At 47.1% G+C, this 24,611-nt stretch carries 21 protein-coding genes and 1 tRNA gene; 19 read left to right on the top strand and 3 right to left on the bottom strand.

Annotated elements, in window-relative coordinates:
* Positions 1-71: 71 nt before the first annotated feature.
* The 3 genes from QUA01_RS09205 (at position 72) to sbcD (ending at position 3,688) form a co-directional block, all read left to right on the top strand.
* Positions 72-1,346 carry an ATP-dependent DNA ligase gene (locus QUA01_RS09205; protein ID WP_333133065.1) on the top strand — a complete coding sequence of 425 codons (1,275 nt, stop codon included), beginning with the start codon at positions 72-74 and terminating at the stop codon, positions 1,344-1,346.
* 377 nt (positions 1,347-1,723) lie between these two features.
* The gene (locus tag QUA01_RS09200) at positions 1,724-2,368 is read left to right on the top strand and encodes an SMI1/KNR4 family protein (protein WP_333089421.1); all 645 of its coding nucleotides are present in this window, start codon (positions 1,724-1,726) and stop codon (positions 2,366-2,368) included.
* Between the two features lie 66 nt (positions 2,369-2,434).
* The gene (gene sbcD, locus QUA01_RS09195; RefSeq protein ID WP_333089422.1) at positions 2,435-3,688 is read left to right on the top strand and encodes an exonuclease subunit SbcD; all 1,254 of its coding nucleotides are present in this window, start codon (positions 2,435-2,437) and stop codon (positions 3,686-3,688) included.
* An 89-nt stretch (positions 3,689-3,777) separates the two neighbouring features.
* Here sbcD and fmt read toward each other — a convergent pair whose 3' ends face one another.
* Together fmt and QUA01_RS09185 are read right to left on the bottom strand one after the other, a co-directional pair.
* Positions 3,778-4,788, bottom strand: a complete 1,011-nt coding sequence (fmt, locus tag QUA01_RS09190; protein WP_333089424.1) for a methionyl-tRNA formyltransferase — start codon at positions 4,786-4,788, stop codon at positions 3,778-3,780.
* A gap of 37 nt (positions 4,789-4,825) precedes the next feature.
* Complete coding sequence (locus QUA01_RS09185; protein WP_333089426.1) at positions 4,826-5,404, bottom strand: Uma2 family endonuclease; 579 nt, start codon at positions 5,402-5,404, stop codon at positions 4,826-4,828.
* 398 nt (positions 5,405-5,802) lie between these two features.
* On the opposite strand from QUA01_RS09185, the gene QUA01_RS09180 reads away from it, so the two are divergent.
* The 16 genes from QUA01_RS09180 (at position 5,803) to QUA01_RS09110 (ending at position 24,357) form a co-directional block, all read left to right on the top strand.
* A complete protein-coding gene (locus QUA01_RS09180; RefSeq protein WP_333089427.1) occupies positions 5,803-7,119 on the top strand; it encodes an ABC transporter substrate-binding protein in 1,317 nt (438 codons plus the stop codon).
* Between the two features lie 583 nt (positions 7,120-7,702).
* Entirely contained in the window at positions 7,703-10,216 is a 2,514-nt protein-coding gene (locus tag QUA01_RS09175; RefSeq protein ID WP_333089428.1) for an MASE1 domain-containing protein, read from the top strand.
* 81 nt (positions 10,217-10,297) lie between these two features.
* The gene (locus tag QUA01_RS09170) at positions 10,298-10,774 is read left to right on the top strand and encodes a transposase (RefSeq protein WP_333089430.1); all 477 of its coding nucleotides are present in this window, start codon (positions 10,298-10,300) and stop codon (positions 10,772-10,774) included.
* Positions 10,775-10,863: 89 nt separating this feature from the next.
* A complete protein-coding gene (locus tag QUA01_RS09165; RefSeq protein ID WP_333089431.1) occupies positions 10,864-14,544 on the top strand; it encodes a response regulator in 3,681 nt (1,226 codons plus the stop codon).
* Entirely contained in the window at positions 14,537-14,911 is a 375-nt protein-coding gene (locus QUA01_RS09160) for a response regulator (protein ID WP_333089432.1), read from the top strand. The genes QUA01_RS09165 and QUA01_RS09160 overlap by 8 nt, the downstream gene beginning before the upstream one ends.
* Entirely contained in the window at positions 14,908-15,966 is a 1,059-nt protein-coding gene (locus QUA01_RS09155) for an adenylate/guanylate cyclase domain-containing protein (protein ID WP_333089433.1), read from the top strand. Before QUA01_RS09160 ends, QUA01_RS09155 begins: the two co-directional genes overlap by 4 nt.
* Before the next feature lie 295 nt (positions 15,967-16,261).
* The gene (locus QUA01_RS09150) at positions 16,262-16,780 is read left to right on the top strand and encodes a Ycf51 family protein (RefSeq protein ID WP_333089434.1); all 519 of its coding nucleotides are present in this window, start codon (positions 16,262-16,264) and stop codon (positions 16,778-16,780) included.
* 143 nt (positions 16,781-16,923) lie between these two features.
* Complete coding sequence (locus QUA01_RS09145; RefSeq protein ID WP_333089436.1) at positions 16,924-17,526, top strand: Uma2 family endonuclease; 603 nt, start codon at positions 16,924-16,926, stop codon at positions 17,524-17,526.
* A 129-nt stretch (positions 17,527-17,655) separates the two neighbouring features.
* On the top strand, positions 17,656-18,627 hold the full coding sequence (locus QUA01_RS09140; protein ID WP_333089439.1) for a tetratricopeptide repeat protein: 972 nt from the start codon (positions 17,656-17,658) through the stop codon (positions 18,625-18,627).
* Positions 18,606-18,719, top strand: a complete 114-nt coding sequence (locus tag QUA01_RS27375) for a TPR end-of-group domain-containing protein (protein ID WP_442921540.1) — start codon at positions 18,606-18,608, stop codon at positions 18,717-18,719. Before QUA01_RS09140 ends, QUA01_RS27375 begins: the two co-directional genes overlap by 22 nt.
* Positions 18,720-18,754: 35 nt before the next feature.
* Positions 18,755-19,117 carry a type II toxin-antitoxin system Phd/YefM family antitoxin gene (locus tag QUA01_RS09135; RefSeq protein WP_333089441.1) on the top strand — a complete coding sequence of 121 codons (363 nt, stop codon included), beginning with the start codon at positions 18,755-18,757 and terminating at the stop codon, positions 19,115-19,117.
* A gap of 266 nt (positions 19,118-19,383) precedes the next feature.
* Positions 19,384-20,586 carry a tetratricopeptide repeat protein gene (locus QUA01_RS09130; RefSeq protein ID WP_333089443.1) on the top strand — a complete coding sequence of 401 codons (1,203 nt, stop codon included), beginning with the start codon at positions 19,384-19,386 and terminating at the stop codon, positions 20,584-20,586.
* Positions 20,587-20,665: 79 nt separating this feature from the next.
* Positions 20,666-22,189 carry a carboxypeptidase M32 gene (locus tag QUA01_RS09125; protein ID WP_333089528.1) on the top strand — a complete coding sequence of 508 codons (1,524 nt, stop codon included), beginning with the start codon at positions 20,666-20,668 and terminating at the stop codon, positions 22,187-22,189.
* A 129-nt stretch (positions 22,190-22,318) separates the two neighbouring features.
* Positions 22,319-22,756 (top strand): glycosyltransferase, encoded by a 438-nt coding sequence (locus QUA01_RS09120; protein WP_442921539.1) that lies wholly within the window; start codon positions 22,319-22,321, stop codon positions 22,754-22,756.
* A 660-nt stretch (positions 22,757-23,416) separates the two neighbouring features.
* Complete coding sequence (locus QUA01_RS09115) at positions 23,417-24,145, top strand: peptidoglycan-binding domain-containing protein (protein WP_333089445.1); 729 nt, start codon at positions 23,417-23,419, stop codon at positions 24,143-24,145.
* Between the two features lie 130 nt (positions 24,146-24,275).
* Positions 24,276-24,357, top strand: a tRNA-Leu gene (locus QUA01_RS09110).
* A 6-nt stretch (positions 24,358-24,363) separates the two neighbouring features.
* On the opposite strand, the gene QUA01_RS09105 is transcribed toward QUA01_RS09110, so the two are convergent.
* On the bottom strand, positions 24,364-24,519 hold the full coding sequence (locus QUA01_RS09105; protein ID WP_333089447.1) for a hypothetical protein: 156 nt from the start codon (positions 24,517-24,519) through the stop codon (positions 24,364-24,366).
* Positions 24,520-24,611: the final 92 nt, after the last annotated feature.

Raw genomic sequence — 24,611 nt, 5'->3', positions numbered from 1 at the left:
TCAACTTAACCTTGACTAATAAATCAAGCTTTAGTATAGTATATGAAGTAGCCCTACAAAAAGGAGGCAGTATGGACTGCACCGAATACGCAGAAGCAAAGCGCAAAGCAGCTAAAAAAATTAGCGCCGATATTCGAGAACGTTGGAACAATCGCATCGTCACGCGGGAATTGCACTTGATCGGTGAAGCGGGGGCGGTGCAGTATTTGGCTGATTACGGGCGCGGCATCGGTACGGCAAAAGTTATTGGTTTTGCACTGTGTGCGGAGTCGGAAGGATACCCGGAAATGGCGGTGGGATTTTGGAAAAGAGCGTTTGAGTTGGAAACTGGAGAAAAGCCGACTAACAACACTCAAAGCAAGTCTACCACCAATGCTGCTCCTGCGGCAAAATCAAAGGCTGCTGCCAAAATAGAGACTGCAAACAATCCGATTGTTCCCGAATTACCTGCGAATTTGCAGCCGGGAAGGATTGTCACCATGCAGCCGGTTGATGCGCCGGTGGAACGTTCTTATTACATCGAAAATCCCGATTATTGGGGACAGCCAAAGCGGGACGGCAACCGAGTTGTGGTTGTGGCGACGCCAGATAGAGTATACTATCAATCGCGATCGACTAACCTGCGACAACAAGCATCAATGGCGATCGATCGCGCATTAACAGACACAGCCGCTCAAATAGGCATCTTTGTTTTAGACGGCGAACTGTATTACAAAAGCTGTATCGGCAGCGAACACCGCACGGGCGCACAAGCTGCTACAGTTAATATTGAAAGCGGTTTTCCAACCGTTCAACCAACCGCCGTTTATGCCATTTTCAAATGTTTGTTTTCCCACGGCAAAGACTTGACTGGGTTGGCAGAATCGGAACGAATTGCCGCCGGAGTTGCAGTTGGTGAATTGCTGGTAAGTTTATCTTCAGAATTTGAAATTGTACCGACTTATCGCACCGCCGCAGAAAAACTTTTATTAGCAAATCAGCAGGAATCTGAAAACAGAGAAGGCGAAGTTTGGATTTTGCACAACTGCTGTTATGTGGGCGGGAAAGATGTTAAGAAGTTCCCGATGGTGCGGACTAAATACTGTCAGGAATACGATTTGTTGATTGTCGGGTTGACACCGACTAAAGTTGCGGGGCGGCCCTTTAGTGCGATCGAAGTCGCGCAAGAAGTTGGGGGCAAATTAGTGCCGATCGGAACAGTGGGAACGGGCTTTAGCAGCGGCGAAATGCAGGAAATTGCCCGACTCTACGAGGCTAACCCTCGCGGAGTTAAAATTAAAGTGCGATCGCAGGGATTGACGGAAAGTGGCAAATTGTGGCACGCGCGATTTCTAGAAATTTGTTAAAATAGGACGGCGGTTGAAACCGCGTCTACATAAACGATGTCTGCCTCCGCAGACTGAAGAAAATAAGACGAATCAATGTTTTTCAGCAAAAACAATTTCTACATCCTTATCAATCAATCTGAAATCAAAATTGAATGTTTTCGACTCAATGCTGAGGGAACTTGGGCAAATCGGATTTACAGACAAGGAGATGGGTTATATCGTTTCCGGTTGCATCGGAATCATTTAACCACAGAGAACACAGAGAACACAGAGAGGTCAGAGAGAAATGAATAATTCCGATGCTAACGGAATTGATATTAGAGTTGACAAGTATAGATTTTCGCTGCCCGATCGCCCAAATTTATCAAAAAGTCCCCGGCATGATATTATGATGTATGAAACAACTTTTTCAGCCCCGCAATCCTCTGGTTCGTACCTTCGCCCAAACCTTAAAGCGCTACTGTCCAGACGCGCAAAATTTGCTAAATTCTGGTGCAATTGAAACGGAAATCGACTTATTTAAAAATCGTTACCAACAATCGCTTCCCGAAACTTTTTATGATTTTTATCGCTGGTATAACGGTTCGGCTTATGAGAGTTCAGAAAATAAGTGGCTGTTGCCCTTTGAACACGGCAGGAGTATTTTATCTTTGGCATCTATTGTGAAGGAGAAAAAATTTTGGGACACCCAGAGTCAAGTTTATTTTCAAGAATGGCAGCCCGGAGAATATTGGAACAAAGCATGGATTCCGTTTATGAAAGTAGATGATTTGTGGCTGCGGGTTGTGGATACAAAAGGCTGTTTTGACGGCACTCCGGGACAAATTATCAGTTTTGAGTGCAAAAACGAACCTTTGAGAAGCATTGAATGCGATTCCTTTGATAAGTGGCTGGAAACTGTTATTGCAAAAATTGAGTTAGAATGTTTGTTTAAAGAGTTTCACGAAATCGGTTTGGAGGAAGAAAAGGCAATTTTTGCGATCGATAAACGCATCAATCCCAATCGACACAGCGTCGAATTAGCACCTAGAAATACATAAAATACTTGGCAAAGTAAGGACTTCAGTTCTCACTACAAACCTCAATTACAATTCACAAAGAAAACAATGATTAAAATCTTACACCTTTCAGATATCCACATGGGAAGTGGCTTTTCTCACGGCCGCGTCAACCCAGAAACAGGCTTAAATACGCGGCTGGAAGACTTCGCAGCTACCTTGAGTAAATGTATGGACAGGGCAATTTCTGAACCCGTAGATTTAGTTATATTCGGCGGCGATGCTTTCCCCGATTCAACGCCGCCACCATTTGTAAAAGAGGCTTTTGCGCGGCAGTTCAGTCGCTTGGTTGACGCACAAATTCCCACGGTTTTGCTAGTAGGAAATCACGACCAACATTCCCAGGGACAGGGCGGCGCGAGTTTGGGGATTTACCGGACTTTGGGGATACCTAAGTTTATTGTAGGCGATCGCCTGGAAACTCACCTCATACACACCCGCAACGGCGCAGTACAGGTGGTTACACTGCCTTGGTTGACGCGATCGACCTTAATGACGCGATCGGAGACTGAAAGCCTTTCTATGGGCGATGTTAACCAATTATTAACCGAAAAACTGACGATCGCCCTAGAAGGCGAAATCCGCCGTCTCAACCCCGAAATTCCCACCGTACTATTAGCGCACTTAATGGCAGATAAAGCAAGCTTGGGCGCGGAACGTTTTTTAGCAGTTGGTAAAGGTTTTAACATACCCGTTTCCATGCTAACACGCCCTTGTTTCGACTACGTAGCCCTCGGTCACGTTCACAAACACCAAAATCTGAATTTATCCAACAATCCGCCCGTAATTTATCCGGGAAGCATCGAACGAGTTGATTTTAGCGAAGAGAAAGAAGACAAAGGTTTTGTGTTAGTTAATTTAGAACGAGGGAAAGCTGAGTGGGAATTTTGCGCGTTACCCGTGCGAGTGTTTCTGACGATTAAGGTAAAGGTGTCTGAATCGGAAAACCCGCAAGCTGACTTGGTTAAAGCCATTGGGAAGAAGCAAATCCAAGATGCTGTGGTGAGATTAGTTTACCAATTGCGATCGGAACAATTAGACTTAATTGATAACGTTGAATTGCACGCACTTCTGGGCGAAGCCCACAGCTACACAATCCAACCGGAATTAGTCAGTCAGCTAGCGAGGCCGAGGTTGCCAGAATTGAATGCTAATAATAGTATAGAACCTTTAGAAGCTTTGAAAACTTATTTAGCAAGTCGGGAAGATTTGAAAGATTTTTCTGAGAGTATGTTAGAGGCCGCGCAGGGTTTGTTAGGCGGAAAAGAGGAAGTTTTGGAGGAAGTTTTGGTTGGATTTTAGGTGACAATCTCAGAAACCGGGTTTCTTCCTATATTTTTCGTACTCAATCCAAATGATTCGCAGAAACCCGGTTTCTCCCTACCACTCATTTACTTAACTTCAACCATCCCAAAAACCTCGCCCGCCACCAACCGAGTTCCATTGGCAAAATCCACCCCAGACTGCACCTTTTTCCCCGCCAATTGTACCTCTCGCAATAATAGCAAACCATCGCCAGTTTGGACGATCGCCCCCAAGCCCTTCACAACCCTGACAACCTCCCCATTTACGCCCGATAACTGATCCAAAACAGGCCAATCGCGTTCCAAAACCCTCAACTCCGGCGGCATTTGCAGCCAATATTCCGGCCCTAGTGGCACAGTAGCAATCACCTTCAAAGAATTACCGCGAAAAGTCGTAGTACAATCCGGGTAAAAGCCCCTAACTTGATTATGAAGCGCGATCGCACTTTGCGACCAATCCAGCACAAAATCCGCCGTTTTAATCATCGGCGCATAAGTCGCCTCAGCATCATCTTGAACAACAGCATCAACCTTCCCATCCCTCAATAATATCAAAGTTTCCACCAACAAATCCGCCCCAACATCCGCCAACCTATCCCCCAAAGAATCAGCATTATCCAACAGCGAAATCCCAGCAAAACTCTTCAACAACATCGCCCCAGTATCCATCCCAGCATCCATCAGCATAGTAGTAATCCCAGTCTCCTTTTCCCCATCAAAAAGACAGCGCTGAATCGGTGCCGCCCCGCGATACTTCGGCAAAATTGAACCGTGAACATTAACGCAAGCCAAACTAGGAATATCCAGAATTTCTTGAGAAAGAATCTGCCCGTAAGCCACCACCACAAAAACATCAGCCTCCGCTTCCCGCAACATAGCAATAGTTTCCGCATCCTTCTTAATTCGGCGCGGCCCGAAAACTGGGAGACTGTGATTTAAAGCCACATCTTTAATAGGTGAAGGCATCAATTTATTGCCTCTTCCCCGGCGCTTATCCGGCTGAGTCACCACAGCCACCACCTCAAATTCTGGATGACTCAGCAAACCGGACAAAGTAGGAACAGCAAAATCGGGAGTACCAAAAAAAACAATTTTCATAGATTTTTAGTTAGTTTTTATAATAATACCAACAAAACTACGCCATCAACTCATTCACCGCCACGCTAAAACCTGGCAACACAACCTGAGTTTTCGCCCCCTCACCGGGCTTAAATAAAACTGTCGCACCTTGAGTAATTACTAACACCCAACTACTCTTAGGAAACAGCAGCCAAACTTCCAGACAACCAGACTGCAAATACTCCTGCGCCTTGGCAAAAACATCATCAGCAAAATCGCTAGGCGAAACAATCTCAGCTAGCAGCGGAAAACTCTGGGGCAAAACTGAAAACTCCCCAACTTGCGCCAACAGTTCAGGAGTAATATAAGATACATCTGGTATCCGCCCTTTTTTCAGAGTTTGACAAGTAACTTCCACATAAACCTCGCCCCCTTGGGCGCTTGAGTCCATGTAAATGCCCCAATATCGTACTAATCTAGCTTGAATGCGGCGAGTTTTTGCAGTCATTCCCGGTTTCCCCACTACTTCTCCATTGACAAATTCTACAGGATGTTTGACTATAACTTTACCGTCCGCCCACTCCGTCCCGTCTGGAGGATTTTGCATCCATTCTTCCAAAGTTAAATTTAACTGTTCTACACTAGGAATTATCATGTTATTTACCTTGTTTACTGCTAAACTAAATCTTATCATATCTCCCAAAAAATGGAAAATATGTCGAATTTTTTGCTGAAATTCAGCCGCAGCTTATTTGCAGATATCCCAGAACTATAAAACTTTATTCACGCTGTCATCAATCCCTGTTTTTCAATCCTGGCATTTTGTGGCTACAACCAAAACCAAGCCAAAATTCATAAGCAAAATTGCGATCGCACCTGACAACAATATAGACTAGGAACCGGAGATTTCACCGTTTTGTTCCAAAATCCTTCTGAAGGAGAGACAAATCAACTCCTCCCAGACTTCTTAGATTCAACCAGTTTCACCAACCTCTAACCATCCGCGTCCACCTGCGGTTAAAAAATTTTTTCTTCACTGAAGGCTACTAAAAAATGATTTCATCCAAATTATTCAAAACAATTAAAATCCAATTTAAACTAATTTTATGCCTTTTGGTTGCCTTAAATTTACTAATATTAAGCGGCTGCCAAAACACTTCAAAAAACAGCGATACAATCGAAATAACCCTGTGGCACGGTATCAATCCCCCGCCTAATCGCGACGTATTTCAAACCCTCACGGACAAATTCAACCAAACACATCCTCACATCCAAGTAAAACCAATTTACATCGGACAGCCAGACCAACAAATGCCAAAAATCCTCACAGCAATAGTAGGAAATGCACCGCCGGATTTGCTGTGGAACGTTCCCACAATTGGCGGAAAATTAGCTGAACTAAACGCAATTCAACCCTTAGAAGAATGGCTGGACAAATCGCCCCGGAAATCCGAAATCTATCCGGCATTGTTCGAGTCAATGGAACTCGACGGACACATTTGGTCAGTTCCCCTAGCCACAAACAACGCGGCCATATTTTACCGTCCCAGCTTATTTAAAGCAGCAGGAATCGAACAAGTGCCACAGAATTGGGCGCAATTAAAGCAAGTAGCCCGATCGCTCACGAAGGACACCAACGGAGACGGCCGCCCAGACCAACACGGCATAGTGCTCTCCCTAGGCAAAGGAGAATGGACAGTATTTACCTGGCTGCCATTCATGTTCAGCGCCGGCGGCGAACTCTTGGCAGCCTCACCTCAAACTTCCGTACCGCAAATCGACAATCCCGGTGCTCTGGCAGCCTTAGAATTGTGGAGCGACTTATTAACAGAAGGTTCAGCAATACTGTCAGCACCCGAACGCGGTTACGAACTCGACAACTTCATCGCCGGCAAAGTTGCAATGCAAATCACCGGGCCTTGGACTCTAGCACAATTGCAGCAAAGCGCGATCGACTACGCAGTGATGCCCATACCCGCCCTCAAACGCCCCGCAGCAGTTGTTGGGGGTGAAAACCTATTTTTAATGAAAACCTCCCCAGAACGCGAGAAAGCGGCCCTAGAATTCTTAGAATACGTGCTCGGCGAAGAATTCCAAACAGCCTGGGCTTTGGGAACAGGTTACTTGCCAATTAACTTAAAATCGAGACAGAGTAAAGCTTATCAAAGCTTTGTGGAAAAAAACCCTGTTTTGCGAGTATTTTTAGAACAAATGAACTCGGCCCGATCGCGCCCCATCATCTCAGGTTACTCCCGCCTGTCAGAAAATGCAGGCCGCGCCATAGAAGCAACCCTTCTGGGCCAAAACCCCCAAGACGCTCTCAAAGAAGCTCAAGAGCGTTTGACACTAACCTTAGATATGACCAAGTAAAATACAGATTGATAATTGGGAAAAAAGTAATTGGTCAAACAACTGGCGATCGCTCCACTTAGTTGAGAATCGCTATGATTAATAGATCAATACGGTTTACTTAAGACGATCTCCCTGGCACACCCCTTAAAAAGGGGGGATCAGAATGCCCTCAAAGTCAACCCCTACTCCCCTTCTTAAGGGGGATTTAGGGGGATCTCCGGGGCATAAATATGTTAAGTGAACCGTATTGATTAATAGATGAGCAACAACACTCAATCGCTTTCCTCCATTAAATCTGCGTAGATATGCCTAGATATGTCCAACACCTGCAATTGACCTAATAAAAAATATCTGCAAAAAGTCTAGTCTGTGCGTTTATATTGGCAAAAAAGGATATTTCCAACACCTCTTGATGTTAATTACACCGCACAGAAAAAAACCACACCCTCAACGACTCCACAAAAAATTATCTTAAAAGGTTCTCTCCTTACCTACCATCCATAACCTACCATCACTTAATAGAAACATTTTTGCTACCCAGTACCAATCCCGTGCCGCCTACTGAGACCCGAACAACCGTCCACCTTTTCCCCAAATGACAATGCAGAAAAAGTTCCTTAACGCAATCAAAGGACATTCCTGGCGGTACTTCCTCACAGTAGGCGCGATCGCCTCGATCTACTATGTGACATCGCAATTGGCAGTTTCCACCCTCACCCTGAGTACAGAAATCTACCCCATGTGGCCGGCTGCAGGAATTGCCCAAGTCGCCCTGCTGCTGTTTGGCCCCAAAATGTGGCCGGGAATTGCGATCGGAGGCTTCCTGTTCAGCATGAGCATACCGTCGGCCAACATCGCCGTCGCCTCGATCTCTGCCTGCGCCAGAACCCTGCAAGCGTGGACGGGAACCTATCTGCTGCAGGGCATGAACTTTAACGCCAGACTCGATCGGCTCAAAGACATTTTAGGAATAGTCGGACTCTCAGCCTTCGCATCTACCCTAATCAACTCCACCATCGGCAGCATCGTCGTCTGCCTGACCGGCTTATCTAGCTGGAGCAATTTTGGCACGATGTGGGGGACTTGGTGGGTAGGAGACGCAATGGGAATTTTGCTCGTCGCCCCGCTGCTGCTGACATGGCACAAATTGCCCAAAGTCCCCATAAATCGCAAACAGATGATAGAACGAGCGATTTGGCTGCTGCTGCTAGTAGCCGTCGGCTGGCTCGTCTTCTGCTCCCGCACCCGCGCCGCCTACGCGCGCTATCCCCTCGAATACCTACCATTTCCCCTAGTAGTTTGGGCAGCCTTTCGATTCGGCCAGCGCTACACGGCCATTTCCAACTTCCTCCTCTGCGGCTTCGCCATCTGGGGCATAGCCCGAGGCAGCGGCCCCTTTCTCAAACACTCCAGCAGCATCCCCCAAGCACTCCTCTCCCTGCAAGCCTTCATCGCCGTCATCGCCGTCACAGGCTTAGTTTTAGCAGCCACCGTCTCCGAACGCCGCCAAGCAGAAATCTCCCTCCGCGCCAGCGAAGCCAGCCTCGCCAACGCCCAACGCATCGCCCAGCTAGGCAACTGGGACTTACACCGCAACACCCAGCAATTGCGGTGGTCAGAGGAAATGTACCGCATCCTGGGAGAGGTGCCGGGAACTCTGGAACCCAGCCTCGAAGCCTTCTTGGCATACGTGCACCCCGAAGACAGAGAATTAGTCAAAAGCTCGATCGAAGCGGCGTTATTTCAACAACAGTCCTACAGCATCGACTACAGGATAGTGCTCCCCGACGGCAGCCTACGCACAGTCTGCGAACAAGCCGCCGTCAACTCCCTGTACATCACCAGCACCGTCCAAGACATCACAGACAGAAAGCGCGCCGAAGCAGCCCTGCGTTCTTCAGAAGAAAGATTTTCCAAAGCCTTTCACGCCTCCCCAGTCGGCATCAGCATCTGCACTGTCACAGACGGATGCTTCCTCGATGCCAACGAAAGCTTTTTGAGATCCTTGGGCTGGGAACAGCAGGAACTTATCGGCCGCACCGTCAGCGACATAGGAATGTTGGTCAATTCAGAAGACAACGATCGCATCACGAAGATGTTACAAGCACAAAAGTCGATCGGCAACCAAGAAATCAAAATTCGCACCAAAGCCGGGGAAGTGCGCGACTGGCTGCTGTCAGCGGAACTCATCGACCTCGGCAGCACTCAGTGCGTTTTAATCATGACCAGCGACATCACCGAACGCTTGCGTTCCGAAGAATTCCGTCGGGGAAAAGAAGCCGCCGAAGCCGCAAATCAATCGAAAAGCATCTTTCTCGCCAACATGAGCCACGAATTGCGTACACCCCTCAACGCTATCATCGGCTACAGCGAGCTCCTGCAAGAAGATGCCCGAGAGATTCCTGTAGACGAAGAGTTCATCGACGACCTCCAGAAAATTAACACCGCCGGCCAGCACTTGCTAGCGCTGATCAAAGATATTCTGGACTTCTCTAAAATTGAAGCAGGCCGCACCGACTTACACCTCGAAACCTTCAGCATTTTAAATCTAGTTAAGGAAGCGATCGCCACGATCGCCCCGATGGCCGACAAAAATAGCAATATATTAGAAATACAATGCCCTGAAGATATTGGCTCCATGCAGAGCGACTTAACAAAACTGCGGCAATCCCTGCTCAACCTGCTCAGCAACGCCTCAAAATTTACTTGCTCCGGCACCATTACTTTCGCCGTTATTCGCTCCCCCGAAACCCCCGCCGAAGCTGCCAAGAGACGCAAAAAACTTGCAGCCTATAGAGGAGACAAAACTGAAAATAGCTCGTCTCTATTGTCTTCCTCTCAAGATTGGATCGTTTTTACAGTCAAAGATACCGGCATTGGCATGAATTCCGAACAGTTAGCCAAAATCTTCGATCCTTTCACCCAAGCCGATTCCTCAACTACTAAGAAGTACGGCGGCACTGGTTTAGGTTTGACGATTACTCAGAAATTCTGCGAAATGATGGGCGGAGACATTAGTGCCTGCAGCGAGTTAGATAAAGGTTCTACTTTTACAATTCGGCTGCCAGCTATTATAAACGAAACTTCGTTATCCCTCGAAAATTATGATAAATAGAGTCTTTTGTCAAGATGATTTTTTTCTGCTATTTATCGATTATTTCGTTTCCCGGCAAAAAACAGTCTAAAAATTTGATATATGCGTGATGCGGTAAATAAGGTGGCTAAAATAGTTATTAATCACTACCTAAAAAACCAAATTGGTACTGTTGTTTTTGGTTGGAACAAGGGTCAGAAAAATGGCGTAAATATGGGAGCAAAAACTAATCAAAAATTCGTACAAATTCCTACTGGTAGATTGAAAACTAGAATCTCTCAGCTCTGCGAAAAGTATGGAATTAGATTCATCGAAACAGAGGAAAGCTACACATCAAAAGCTTCATTTGTTGACAGTGACTTCCTGCCTGCAATCGGTGCAAAACCCGATGGGTGGAAAGAGTCTGGTAGACGAATTAAGCGTGGACTGTATCGAACTAATTTACAAAATTGGTACATTAATGCAGACTGTAACGCAGCGGGCAACATCATACGAAAAGTAGCAACAATGCTAGGTCTTGACCTTAGCGGAGTTGGTAGAGGTGCCTTGACAGCGCCCTTAAGAATTGCCGTTTGGTAGTTTTTTAAGAATCCCTGTCGCTTTAGCGCGGGGAGTGTCAATAATTAAAAAGATATACTAGAACAAATTGCTACAAAGCGCCAGAAATTATGCACCCCCACCTCCAGCGCCAACTCGAACAACTCGGTTTAGCCGGCGAGTCCCCTCCCAACGCACAGCAGTGGCAGCTATTTTTAGAACAGGTAAGTTGTAGCTATGACGAAACTCAGAGTCAGCAAGAACAGGTGGCTTTGCAGGATGCGACCCCCTCGCCCCAGCCTCCTCCAGACTCTCCAACAGCTTCAGAATTTGATCGGCTGCGATCGACTTTTAACAGTTTGGGGGCGGGATTGTGTATCCTCGATCGAAACGGGTTTGTCCTCTCCTGGAATCCCGAAGCCGAACGCTTGCTGGGGTGGCGGGAGTCAGAACTTTGGCGTGTTTCCCTGCTGTCTCGCATCAACAGCAACCAAAACAAAGGCCAAAAATCCCAAGTTTTGACGGCCGGGAAACAGTCAGCAAGCAAAAGCGAACATCGACCGATCGCACCTACACTATCTTTACAACAGGCGATCGCCCACCGTCAACCTTGCAGCAATTGGGACGACGAATTTCTGTGCAGCGACGGCAAAAAATTACCAGTTTCCTATTTTTTCAATCCAGCAATTGACGGGAGCGAAATATCAGTCTTGGTGTTTTTTGACATGACAGAACACAAGCGATCGCTCTCGATGCTGGAAGCAGTTATAGAATCTACAGATGCCGGAATTCTCGCTGTTGACAGCAACGGCAATATATGCAATTTTAATCATAAAATTATTGAAATGTGGGGCTTGTCTCAAGTAGCAGAAAAGTTGAGACAGTCGGCGCTAGGCAAGGTCAAAAGCTCTGTCGCAACATGGTTTACCTTCGCAGCACGCCAATTAAAAAAATCCCCAAATATTCTTCAAGACTTAATAGAACTGTCGGCAAATCCAGAGGCTCAAATCAGCCAATTATTAGAACTTAAAGACGGAAAAATTCTCGAATTAAATTCGCTACCCTCAAAAGTCGGAGCAAACACAGCCGCCAGAGTCTGGAGCTTTCGAGACGTTACCGATCGCCAAAAAGTAGAACGCTTTTTGCAGGATAGAGTAGAATTAAATCAGTTGATTGCGAGTTTGTCAATCAATTTCATCAGCCAGCCCAGCTTGGAAACAGGCAAATTTATCGATCGCACTTTGGAAACAATCGCTACCTTCACCGGATTTGACCGCAGTTACATCTACCTGTTATCAGCAGACAAAACCAGCGCCAAAAAAACCTACGAATGGTGTAGCGACGGCATTTTGGAAAGAGAAGAAGACAGCAGCCACAAACAAATAGACATCGCCAGAATTCCTTGGATTGCCGAAAAGCTCGATCGCGCCGAAGACCTCCACATCACAGAAATCGATGGACTCCCTCCCCCCGTACAAACTGAAATTGCCTATTTTCAAGGCAAGAAGTTACCAGAAGTCCTGACCGAGTTCCCATCCCAAACCACGGAAAAAGTAGCAACTTCCTCAACAAATGCGATCGCACATTCCCCAGAAACACAATTAAATATACCTCAAAACAATCTGCAATCGCTGATAATTATTCCCCTAACTTGTAGTGAAAACCTAATAGGATTTCTCGGATTCGAGAGCTTCCAACCCGCAACAGGTCGATCCACCGAAATATTAACTCCTCTAAAAATGGTAGGGGAAATGCTCGCCAATGCCCTCGAACGCCAGCGGGCAGAACTAGCCTTGCAGCAAGAGAAATCAAGCTACCGCAGCATCTTTGAAAACGCAGTCGAAGGCATATTTCAAACCACCCCACAGGGGCGATTCCTCAAGGCAAACCCCGCACTAGCCGAGATTTACGGCTACGAAACAGTTGAGCAAATGTTAGCCGAACTCGCAAACCTCAACCGCCACATTTACCTAAACCCCAACCAGCACGCCGAATTTCTGGCGCAATTGAACTCCGGCCGCCAAGTCTCAAAATTTGAATCGCAAATATACCGCCGAGACGGCACCACAATCTGGATTTCGGAAAACGCCCGCAGCATCTGCGACGAAAGCGGCCGGGTTTTGTACTACGAAGGCACAGTCGAAGACATTACCGATCGCAAACAGGCAGAATCCGCCATGCAGTCGGCCCTAGAAGCAGCAGAATCGGCCAACCGGGCAAAAAGCACATTTCTCGCTAACATGAGCCACGAACTGCGAACGCCCCTCAATGCCATCATCGGCTACAGCGAAATGCTCAAAGAAGAAGCCGAAGAATTGGGCGCCGGCGAATCCGTCTCTGATCTCGAAAAAATCCGCAGCGCCGGCAAACACCTGCTTTCCCTGATCGACGACATCCTAGATATATCTAAAATAGAAGCAGGTCGAATGGATCTCTACTTAGAAACCTTCGACATCCATACCTTAATTGAAAGCGCTGTCGCCACGGCCAAGCCGCTAATCGAGAAAAATGGCAACATCCTAGAAGTGTACTGTCGGGACAATCTCCACACGATGCACGCCGACATGACCAAAGTCCGGCAGGTGCTGCTGAACCTGCTGAGCAACGCTGCCAAGTTTACTAAAAATGGGAAAATTGCGATCGCAGTCGAAAGCATTAAAAATGAACAATTAAGAATGCAAAATCAAGAGGAATCTTCCCAAATTTTAATTGCCAACTCTGAATTTATCAGTTTCCGCGTCACCGACACCGGCATCGGCATGACAACAGACCAATTGCAGCGAGTTTTCCAACCTTTCACCCAAGCAGATGCCTCAACTACCCGCAAGTATGGCGGCACGGGTTTGGGACTAGCTATCAGCCAGCGCTTCTGTCAGATGATGGGCGGCAGCATTGAGGCCTGCAGCACCTTGGGCGCAGGCACGACTTTCACCGTACTTTTGCCCAGCGCCATCCAACAGCCGTCCGTTCCCAGCCCAACCCGCGACAGCACGAGAACGGAGGACGCACCCGCTGTCGGCACGGTGCTGGTAGTTGACGATGACCCCATCTCCCAGGATTTGATCCAGCGCGCCCTGGCCCGCCAAGGACTGCACATAGAAGTCGCCGGCGGTGGCGAGGAAGCTCTCAGGCTGGCCGAGAAACTGCGGCCAGATGCGATTACCCTGGATGTGATGATGCCGGGAATGGACGGCTGGGCGGTGCTTTCGGCGCTGAAGGCAGATCCAGAGCTTGCCGAGATTCCCGTAATCCTGCTATCCTTTGTGGGCAACAAAAGCCTCGGCTTTGCGTTGGGCGCTTCGGACTACCTCACAAAACCCGTGGACGGCAAACGGCTGGCTGCTTTGTTGAATAAGTACCGACGCGACCGAGACGGCGTTGTGGCTAAAAGTTTGCCCTGTCAAATATTGATTGTGGAAGATGACGGTGCCACTCGCAACATACTGCGGCGCATACTAGAAAAACAAGGTTGGGCAGTGGCGGAAGCTGACAGCGGACAGGCGGCTCTCGAACAGCTAGAACTTGCTCGCCCGCACCTGATTTTGCTGGATTTGATGCTGCCAGAAATGGATGGTTTTGAATTGATCGCCGAACTTCGCAAGTCGCATTCTGAAGATCCTATACCGATCGTCGTTATTACTGCTAAAGACCTGACTACCGCCGAAAGGGAGCAGCTAAACGGCTATGTCGATCGGGTTTTACAAAAGGGAGTCTACAGTTGCGATACTTTGCTGCGCGATGTTCGCTCTATAGTAAATGAAAGGCTCGATCGCAGGTACGACTCGAAAGGCAAGGAGAACACCAATGGCTAAAATCCTGTTGGTCGAAGACAACGAAATGAATAGAGATATGCTTTCTAGGCGTCTGGCCCGCAAGGGACACGAGGTCTTTATTGCTGTGGACGGTGCCGAGGGAGTGTCGATGGCGATGGCGAAAGTACCGGATTTGATTCTAATGGATATGAGTCTGCCAGTGCTCGACGGGTGGCAAGCAACCCAGCAAATTAAGGCGGCCCCAGAAACTAAGACGATTCCGGTGATTGCGCTGACGGCTCACGCAATGGCGGGCGACCGCGAAAAGTGTCTCGCGGCCGGCTGCGACGACTACGACACCAAACCAGTGGAGTTTCCCCGGCTCTTGAGCAAGATTGAAACGCTTCTGAAAGAGGCCATGAAATGAAAGGTGATGAGGGCAATGTACTGGTTGTTGACGACAATGAGGTGAACCGCGATTTGCTGGCTCGCCGACTTCAGCGTCAAGGCCACGCAGTGACTGTTGCTGAGGATGGTCTCCAAGCTCTGGAAATGATGCGTAGCGAGCCTTTTGATTTAGTTTTGCTAGACATTATGATGCCGCAAATGAACGGCTATCAGGTGCTGGAAAATCTCAAGGCTGACGAGAATTTGCGCCACATCCCGGTGATTATGATTTCGGCGGTGGACGATATCGACAGTATTGTGCGCTGTATTGAGTTGGGGGCGGAGGATTATCTTTCTAAACCTTTCAATCCGGTATTGCTCAAGGCTCGGATTAGTGCTTGTCTGGAAAAGAAGCGGCTGCGCGATAAGGAGCAAACTTATTTGCGGGAGTTGGCACAGGAAAAGGAAAAGTCGGAACGTTTGCTGTTAAATATTTTACCAGCTCCGATCGCCCAGCGCCTCAAAGAAGGGGAGAGTACGATCGCCGACAGTTTTGCTGAGGTAACAGTCATGTTTGCCGATTTGGTCGGTTTTACGAAGCTTTCGGCTCATTTGTCGCCGGCCCAGTTGGTAGAGTTGCTCAACGAGATTTTTTCAGCTTTTGACGAGTTGGCCGATCGCTACGGACTTGAGAAAATTAAGACGATCGGGGATGCTTATATGGTGGTTGGCGGTTTACCTAAACCGAGCGACAACCACGCCGAAAGCATTGCCGAAATGGCGATCGACATTCAAACAGCCATCGCTAAGATGCACGCCAAGGGTGGTCAACCGCTCAGCATCCGCATCGGCATCAACACGGGCCCGGTGGAAGCTGGGGTAATCGGTACTAAAAAATTTACTTATGATTTGTGGGGAGACACGGTAAATACAGCTTCGCGGATGGAATCTCAAGGCGTACCGGGCGGCATTCAGGTGACAGTTGCTACTTACGAACGCCTTCAGGACAAGTACATTTTCCAAGAGCGCGGCGTGATTCCAGTGAAGGGTAAAGGCGATATGATGACTTATTTGCTTGTGGGCCGAAAGGCTTAATTGGTCATTGGTCATTGGTCATTGGTCAACAGTCACTGGCATTGGTTGTTTGTGATGTCGTTCTTGGTTGAATTGGATTTTTTTAACCGCAGAGAGCGCAGAGGACACAGAGAGAGAGAATGGAGAGATGAATGCAGGAGGATGCTACCGGATTTGATATTATTTGTAGGTTGTTATTTGTCCCGTTTTAGTTGTTAGTTGTTAGTGACTACCAATAACTAATGCTAACAGTTAACGGCCAACAATCAACAGTCAACAGTCAACTGCCAACAGTCAACAATTAGATAATTCTCAAATGAACGTAAATTCTAACCTATTAATGTATGCCCAATGGGCAGGAATTCTGACAGCGGCTTTGCTGGTTTTAACAGTTATAGCATTTATTTTTAAATGGGGCTTTCGCTTCCGTTTGGTCGGAGTGACTAGCTTTATGGCCGTAATTGCTGCGAGTATATTTGGTCTTGGTTTGGGACTGTTTGCGCGCACGGAAATTCCCGGCGCGGTGCGCTATTCTTTAGTTTACGATACTGGCGGCGCTCAAACAGTTGTTACGGTGCCGCCTTCGATTACTGAATCGGAGTTAGAAGCAACGATGCAGCAAGCGGCGGCGGATTTGTACTCTCCAGGGCGTTCTGGACGCGGAAGAGACTACATGACTATCCGCGTTCGGACGATCGTACATCCAGAACCCGGACTGTCGCAGCCGCTGTTTTTGGGCGAAGTGAGGCGATCGCTAGCGACTAGGTATGATGAGAAAATGGCGATCGACATCTACCCCGAAAAAGTTGCTATTCTGAAAAAGTATCAAGCCTAAAAATCAATTATTCGGCGATTGAAATCGCGTCTAAACAAACAAAGTCCGCGCAACGCGAGACTAAGAAACTACTTGTTACCAGGCTCTGCCTGGTAACGCAGATCCAGAGGCTCTGCCTCCAATTTTAGGGATAATTTAAAAAAATGATTGCAATCACCAAACAAAAATTAAAATTTAACGAATTTATTACAATTTGCCCGGAAGATGGTGTTTATGAATTGGTGAACGGAGAGATTGTCAAAATGGCAACTACCAGAAATCACGATGACGTTGCTGAATTTGCAGACAGACAGTTTTATCAAGAGATCGATCGGCTGAAACTCAACTATGTAGTCAAGCGAGGTATCACGATTAAAACTACCACAAAAGAAGGTATAGAGCAAGGAAGAGTTCCTGATGTCAGCGTCATCGATCGCACTTTGTGGCGTGCCGAACGCAAATCCTATACCGCACTCGAATCGCCGATTCAGTTAGCTGTGGAGGTAGTATCAACTAATTGGGAAGATGATTATGTTGACAAGCTAGATGAATATGAACGCTTAGGTATTTCTGAATACTGGATTATTGATTATTTAGCGATCGGCAAAAGAGAGTATTTGGGAAACCCAAAAATGCCGACGGTATTTGTGTTTTCGCTAAATGCTCAAGGAAAATATGAACGGAGTCAGTTTAGAGGTGACGAACAAATTGTTTCGCCCACTTTTCCAGAATTAGTGCTGACGGCGGCTCAGGTATTGTCAGCTTAGTTCGGTTGTGTTAGTTATTCCCTGGATTGTTTGGCGATTGAAATCGCTTCACCTCAAACGAAGTCCGCCTGCGCGGACTAAGACAGCCAACAAACAAAGACTTTAAAATTATCAAAAAACTATCTAATTATGACTCAAGAATCTGAAAAAAGGCAGCCTGCTTCGGAAAGATGGAATCAAGAAGATTATTTAGCTTTGACCGAAGCACGGAAACTCGAATTGGTGAGGATTCAAGGTTTAATTGATGAGGATGGGCAAACACCTGAACAAAAAGCTGAATTGTTTTTAGAACAAAGTTATTTATATATCTATGCTGAAGAATACGCAAAGGCGATCGCCTCCTACGACAAAGCCTTAGAAATCAAACCAGAGAACCACGAAGTCTGGTACAATCGAGGCTATGCACTGGGTAATTTAGGCAGGCTTGAAGATGCGATCGCCTCCTACGACAAAGCCTTAGAAATCACACCAGATGACTACGAAGCCTGGTATAGTCGGGGCTATACACTGAATGATTTAGGAAGGCTTGAAGATGCGATCGCCTCCTACGACAAAGCCTTAGAAATCAAACCAAATTATCACCAAGCCTGGTATAGTCGGGGCTATATACTGAATAATTTAGGCTGGCTTGAAGATGCGATTGCCTCTTACGAGAAAGCCTTAGAAATCAAACCAGATTATCACCAAGCCTGGGACAGCCGCGGTCTTGCATTGCATAATTTATGCCTGTTTGAAGATGCGATCGCCTCTTATGAGAAAGCCTTAGAAATCACACCAGATCTACACGAAGTATGGTACAATCGGGGCCTTGCACTCGGTAATTTAGGCAGGCTTAAAGATGCGATCGCCTCCTTCGACAAAGCCTTAGAATTCAAACCAGAGAACCACGAAACCTGGTACAATCGGGGCTATGCACTGGGTAATTTAGGTAGGCTTAAAGATGCAATAGCCTCCTACGACAAAGCCTTAGAATTCAAACCAGATAGAGATCGAGTCTGGTACAATATAAAACATCTCAAATTTATCATCAGGCTTGCTGCTATGCCTTACAGAGTCAGATTGACCGAGCAATTCAGAATTTGCAGCAAGCGATCAATCTGAATCCTGACAAATACCGAGAAATGGCAAAAACTGACTCGGATTTTGACAGCATTCGATCGCATACTCGGTTTCAAGCCTTGATTCAAGGATAGATAGTTTGAGAGAATAATTAAGAGTGAGGTAAAAGATGACTCAACTAAATGTAACCGTAACCAATGACAGATTTCCCGAACTCATCGCCCATGTCGAGGATACTGGAGAACGAATTGTCATAGAACAGGAAGGAAGGGCGATCGCTGCTATTATTACTTATGCAGATTTCAAGCGACTGAAAGTCCTAGAAGCAGCCCTAATTGATAAAGCAAAACTACAAGAATATGAATGGCTAAAAGCTACGATCGCAAATCCAGCCTTTGATTCTCTGAGAGACTCAGCGGAAGATATCTACACTTTAGCTGATGGCTTGCCCTTCCACGACTCAGAATGGATTAAAACAGTAGCGATAGAGCCTAATTTTGGTTCGATTCTCGACCCTGAAAAAGACATTTAAATCTTGGGTGAGGTTTGTGATACCTGAGTGCGATCGCCCTTTTTACGCTTCTACGCAATTTATGAAAAAAAATAGTATTAATCTATACCTAAAAACAAGAAACTTGCGTATAATAGATTAGAAAAGGTTGAAAAAATTGCAGAGTTACTATAAAATTGCCATAAATAACCAAATATAGGCGATCGATCAATTGCGATCGACAGCGAAAACTTAATCAATATAAAGAAAAAGCGACAATTTTACAAAAAATAATGAGGTGAAACCCCTTGCAGAAATTAGCCAGCATAGAAAAGCAGATCGACTCGGGGGAACAATCCAGATCGGTCAACGCCCAAAAAGCTCAAACGCTGTACGATCGCGGTAACGCCCTAGAAACAATGGGACGCTTGTCAGCCGCGCTAGAATCGTGGTCAAAGGCGATCGAACTCGAACCAAAATTTTACGAAGCCTGGTACAACAAAGGCGTAGCCCTCAGAAAATTGGGACGGCTACCCGAAGCCATATTGGCCTACAACCAATCTTTAAAAATTCAACCAAACAATCCAGAAGCCTGGTACAATCGCGCCAACATTTTGCGGAAGATCGACAGACTCTCAGACGCCATCACCTCCTACGAACAGGCGATCAAACTCCAGCCAAACTATCACGAAGCTTGGACGAACCGCGGCAACACTCTGGTAAATTTGGAAAAATTATCAGAAGCGATCGACTCCTACGACAAAGCGATCGCCATCAAAGCAGACTACTCCGAAGCTTGGTACAATAGAGCGCTAGCCCTGAAAACCTCCGGCCAAAACACAGCGGCGATCGCCTCCTACGACAAAGCAATCGAACTAAAACCAGACTTGCATCAAGCCTGGTACAACCGCGCCGTCGCCCTAGCCGACGAAAAACTCTACCCCGAAGCCGTCGCCTCCTACGACAAAACCCTGCAACTGCGGCCGGATTCCCCCGAAGTCTGGAACAAACGCGGCACCGCGATCGCCCAAATGGGAAAATTTGAAACTGCGATTGCCTCCTGGGACAAAGCCCTCGCACTCAAGCCAGAGAATAGCGAAACCTGGTACAACCGCGGCCTGGCCTTGGCCAACTTACAGCGGTTTGAAGAAGCAATCGCCTCTTGGGACAAAACCGTAGAGTTGCAGCCAGAAAACACCGAAGCGTGGTACAACCGCGCCGTTGCCCTCAAAAAAATCCAACGATTTACCGAAGCCAGAGAGTCCTACGATAAAATCATCGCACTCAAACCCGACGACCCAAATCTTTACTATCAAAAAGCTTGCATTTACCTCCTAGAAAAAGCAGCAGGCGATGGTACAAACAACCCCGAAGCTTTAGCAACCATCACCAGCAAGGCGATCGAAAATCTATCAAGGGCGATCGAGCTCAATCCGAAGAAATACCGTGAACTCTGCCAGAATGACTCGAAATTGCGTACAATACGGGAAGAAGTGCGGTTTTTAGCTTGATTTCAGGGTAGCAATGATTGATGGATACCAATGCCGCACTGTAACCTTTTTAGGCAAAACAGTACCTCCAACGCCAATCATGCAAACCCTAGACAAAACTCAAGCAAAATTTGCTCAACTTGCAGCCCACCTCAGAGAAGTTACTGACATCGAATCAGCCTCGTCGCTGCTGCATTGGGATCAGGCGACTTATATGCCCGCCAAAGGTGCAACCGCCAGAGGCCGCCAGTTGGCCACTCTCAAACAAATATCCCACGAAAAATTTACTGACCCCAAAATAGGCGAACTCCTAGAAGACTTGCGTTTCTACGAACAAGCCCTCCCCTACGACTCCATCCCAGCCAGCCTGATCCGCATCGCCCGCAGAGACTACGATCGCGCCGCCAGAGTCCCCGCAGCCTTCATGTCCGCACTCTGCCGCCACCAAGCCGACTCCTACGAAGCTTGGGCCACAGCCAAAGCAGACAACAACTTCGCAAAAGTCGAACCCTATCTCGAAAAAACCCTAGAATTAAGTAGGCAATACGCCGACTTTTTCCCCGGATACGAACATATCGCCGATCCTTTGATCGATCGCAGCGACTACGGCATGAAAGTATCCCTGTTGCGCCCCCTATTCGCCCAACTGCGTCAAGAATTAGTCCCAATAGTCGAAGCGATCACCTCTCAACCCGTCGCCGACGACTCCTGCTTGCATCAATACTTCTCAGAAGCCCAGCAACTAGAATTCACCCGCACAGTCGTAGAACGGATGGGGTATGATTTCCAGCGCGGACGGCAAGACACCACCCTCCACCCCTTCATGACCAACTTCTCCATAGACGACGTGCGAATCACCACCCGCGTCTACGAAGATCATTTGGATCAAGCTTTGTTCAGCAGCATCCACGAAGCCGGACACGCCCTCTACGAACTCGGCAATTCCCCAGAATTTGAAGGTACGCTTCTGGCTGGCGGCATTTCCTCCGGCGTGCACGAAAGCCAGTCGCGGCTTTGGGAAAATTTGGTCGGGCGCAGCCGCGGTTTTTGGGAATGTTTTTACCCGCAACTCCAAGGCGTATTTTTGCGACAGTTGGGACAGGTATCCACTGACACATTTTACCGGGCAATTAACAAAGTCTCGCGATCGCTCGTCCGCACCGACGCCGACGAAGTAACCTACAACCTCCACGTCGCCATCCGCTTTGACCTAGAATTGGCAATGGTAGAGGGCAAACTTGCAGTCCGAGACCTCCCCGAAGCCTGGAACGAACGTTATAAAAGAGATCTCGGCGTTGTCCCCGCCACCGACAGCGATGGTGCGATGCAGGATGTTCACTGGTACGTCGGGACGATCGGCGGAATGTTCCAAGGTTACACCCTCGGCAACTTGATGAGCGCTCAATTCTACGAAACCGCAGTCAAAAGCAATCCCGAAATTACCGTACAAATAGAACAGGGAAACTTTACTCTACTCCACGACTGGCTCAAACAAAACATCTACCAGCACGGCCGCAAATACACTGCAGTTGAATTGATCGATCGCGTGACCGGTTCACCTTTAACTATCGATCCTTTTGTCCGCTACATTCGCCACAAATACGGGGAATTTTATGTCATTTGAGGGATAGTAATTTCTGATTGCAAACTTTACAATGAGATTAAAAAAAGTACCAGCCCCAAAAAATAGGGCGATACTCAGATAGTATCGCTCTATTTTTTAGGTCAAATAAAAAAAAATCAAATCAGGGGAGTGTGGCTTTCCAAAAGCCTGTCCGGCGAAATCTACCGGGTAATCGCCGACGGCCAAGGTATATTTGTTCAGCCGCCTTTATTTGAAGCTTTCGGCTTGACAATTCTCGAAGCAATGATTACCGGTATTCCGACTTTTGGGACTCAGTTTGGCGGCCTGCTGGAAATTATTCAAGATGGGGTAAATGGGTTTTATATCAACCAGACAAGCCACCAGGAAACTGCCCAAAAAATTCTCGATTTTTTATCGAAATGCGAACAAAATCCTAACTATTGGTATGAAATTTCAACGCGAGGAATTGACCTAGTTTACAGCACCTATACCTGGAAAATTCATACTAGCAGGCTGCTGACTCTGGCCAAGACTTACGGTTTTTGGAACTACTCGTCTCAGGAAAACCGCGAAGATATGCTCCGCTATATAGGGCTTGCTGAATAGAACTAGAAGTTATGACTGCCAAGGGTTGCAAGATTTTTAAACACAAAAAAGTGCTCTCGTTATGACGTTTGTCGGCTCAAAATCCTTGGATTTCGGTGGAAAATTGTGGAGTAAATTTGGGAACCGATCTCCGAATCTCCCATTTTTCAAGCTGTTTGACACTTAGATTCGATTTGTGGACTTTTTCAGCAAGCCCTATATAGAAGAGCTGTTTTATCTGATTTACAAGCCGAGAGCGAAGGCTTTATTGGCAGAACACACGAACCGATAAGTGGCGATTTGGGATTTGTAGGGGCCGGTTGAGAGAAAAAAGTTGGCCTCGGAGCGATCGACTTTGTACAAAACCAGCTAGTAAAGATTTGTGAAGGAGAGCCGGTTTTGTACCGTAGGACTATTGCTAAGAAACCCAGTTTCTACGAAAATATTGACTCTGGTAACGAAACATCTCCTCAGAAACCCGGTTTCTAAGGAATAGCGCGAAACGGCCCCTACTTTCAATTCGTAACTTCCAACTAGCAACTTCTGACCGCTCCGGTCCCATTGCCGAATTTCTAAAGGCCTGGAAAGATATTTCTTAGAAAGCGATCCGGGTAATACAATGAGATTGAGAAACATGAAAACAGGGAAACCTTGTCAAACTTTACCAACAGGATGAAACTTATGCGTTTAACTACTGTTACGATTTTTAGCTTGCTAGCTCTGTTCGCTCCTGGGTTGACCAAAAAGGCAAATGCAGCCTTCGACTCCAAACCCTTTGTTCAGGAACAATACCGCAGAGACTTTGTGAGTCCCGCGGATCCTGGTGCATCTACACAGCCGGAGGCAAATTCCCAAGGAGGTATGTTTAATAAGCCTTTTTATTCAGGGGAGCAGCAGCCTGTGAGAAAGGAAAAAACTATTTCGGCGGGAGCAGATGGGCCTGAAGTTGCGGCCATACAGCAGCGGTTGCAAGTTCACGGTTTTGCGATCGGGACGATCGACGGTTCCTACGGTTCTCGCACCAAATCGGCTGTGAGTGCTTTTCAGAAGTCTCAGCGTTTGAATTCCGACGGTATTGTGGATAAACAAACTTGGACTGCTTTAGCAGCAGATCCGGTGTCAGCTCCCGAAAGTTTGCAAAGCAATGCTGCACTTCCAAGCGACGATCGAGTTCAGAAGAGTGCTTCGGTTCCGACAAATCCTGCAACTGCTCTGACTAAAGGCGCGGCGGGTTCTAAGGTGAAGACGCTACAGGTGCGTTTGGAAATGCAGGGTTACGATCCGGGCCCGATTGACGGGATTTTTGGCACTCGCACTACTACGGCTGTCAAGAGCTTTCAGGAGTATAAGGGTTTGACGGTTGACGGCGTGGTTGACGAAATCACTTGGAAGGCGATCGGGCAAAACTAAGTGACGAGTTAAATATACGGAAAATTGCTGTGGCTATAACTCATGATTGAACCCGGTGTCCAAAAATAACCGGGTTTCTGGCTCTTGACGCATGGCTTTGTGCTGTGCTATGTTAGTTCGGTGTCAAAATGCGGATATGGCGAAATTGGCAGACGCGCCAGATTTAGGTTCTGGTTCCGAAAGGAGTGAAGGTTCAAGTCCTTTTATCCGCACTAAACTCAATGCTTTGTTCCGGCGCGAACATCTTCCCAAATTCGATCGGGATTTAAGCTCAATTCGTGCACTTGATATTTTTCCAGAAATGCACCGAGAGATTCTCCAAAGCTAAGTTCGAGATAGTGCGGTTGTTTGCGGCGTTGAATGTATTCGCGCAAGGCGATTTCAACTAAGGTTTCCAGCGAATTTTCTCATTGTAGTTCGATCGCCTCTTGTAGCAGTGCCGTATCCACATTCAGGCTGGTCATCA

It is taken from the genome of Microcoleus sp. S36a_B3 (assembly GCF_036700745.1).
Taxonomy (GTDB): domain Bacteria; phylum Cyanobacteriota; class Cyanobacteriia; order Cyanobacteriales; family Microcoleaceae; genus Microcoleus.
Note: the sequence above shows the minus strand (reverse complement) of the source record. Positions and strands in the feature narration are given on the sequence as shown.

Bases quoted from the DNA above. Each gene is read 5' to 3' on its own strand.
- QUA01_RS09205 (WP_333133065.1), top strand. From the start codon at position 72: ATGGACTGCACCGAATACGCAGAAGCAAAGCGCAAAGCAGCTAAAAAA.
- QUA01_RS09200 (WP_333089421.1), top strand. From the start codon at position 1,724: ATGAAACAACTTTTTCAGCCCCGCAATCCTCTGGTTCGTACCTTCGCC.
- sbcD (WP_333089422.1), top strand. From the start codon at position 2,435: ATGATTAAAATCTTACACCTTTCAGATATCCACATGGGAAGTGGCTTT.
- fmt (WP_333089424.1), bottom strand. From the start codon at position 4,788: ATGAAAATTGTTTTTTTTGGTACTCCCGATTTTGCTGTTCCTACTTTG.
- QUA01_RS09185 (WP_333089426.1), bottom strand. From the start codon at position 5,404: ATGATAATTCCTAGTGTAGAACAGTTAAATTTAACTTTGGAAGAATGG.
- QUA01_RS09180 (WP_333089427.1), top strand. From the start codon at position 5,803: ATGATTTCATCCAAATTATTCAAAACAATTAAAATCCAATTTAAACTA.
- QUA01_RS09175 (WP_333089428.1), top strand. From the start codon at position 7,703: ATGCAGAAAAAGTTCCTTAACGCAATCAAAGGACATTCCTGGCGGTAC.
- QUA01_RS09170 (WP_333089430.1), top strand. From the start codon at position 10,298: ATGCGTGATGCGGTAAATAAGGTGGCTAAAATAGTTATTAATCACTAC.
- QUA01_RS09165 (WP_333089431.1), top strand. From the start codon at position 10,864: ATGCACCCCCACCTCCAGCGCCAACTCGAACAACTCGGTTTAGCCGGC.
- QUA01_RS09160 (WP_333089432.1), top strand. From the start codon at position 14,537: ATGGCTAAAATCCTGTTGGTCGAAGACAACGAAATGAATAGAGATATG.
- QUA01_RS09155 (WP_333089433.1), top strand. From the start codon at position 14,908: ATGAAAGGTGATGAGGGCAATGTACTGGTTGTTGACGACAATGAGGTG.
- QUA01_RS09150 (WP_333089434.1), top strand. From the start codon at position 16,262: ATGAACGTAAATTCTAACCTATTAATGTATGCCCAATGGGCAGGAATT.
- QUA01_RS09145 (WP_333089436.1), top strand. From the start codon at position 16,924: ATGATTGCAATCACCAAACAAAAATTAAAATTTAACGAATTTATTACA.
- QUA01_RS09140 (WP_333089439.1), top strand. From the start codon at position 17,656: ATGACTCAAGAATCTGAAAAAAGGCAGCCTGCTTCGGAAAGATGGAAT.
- QUA01_RS09135 (WP_333089441.1), top strand. From the start codon at position 18,755: ATGACTCAACTAAATGTAACCGTAACCAATGACAGATTTCCCGAACTC.
- QUA01_RS09125 (WP_333089528.1), top strand. From the start codon at position 20,666: ATGCAAACCCTAGACAAAACTCAAGCAAAATTTGCTCAACTTGCAGCC.
- QUA01_RS09115 (WP_333089445.1), top strand. From the start codon at position 23,417: ATGCGTTTAACTACTGTTACGATTTTTAGCTTGCTAGCTCTGTTCGCT.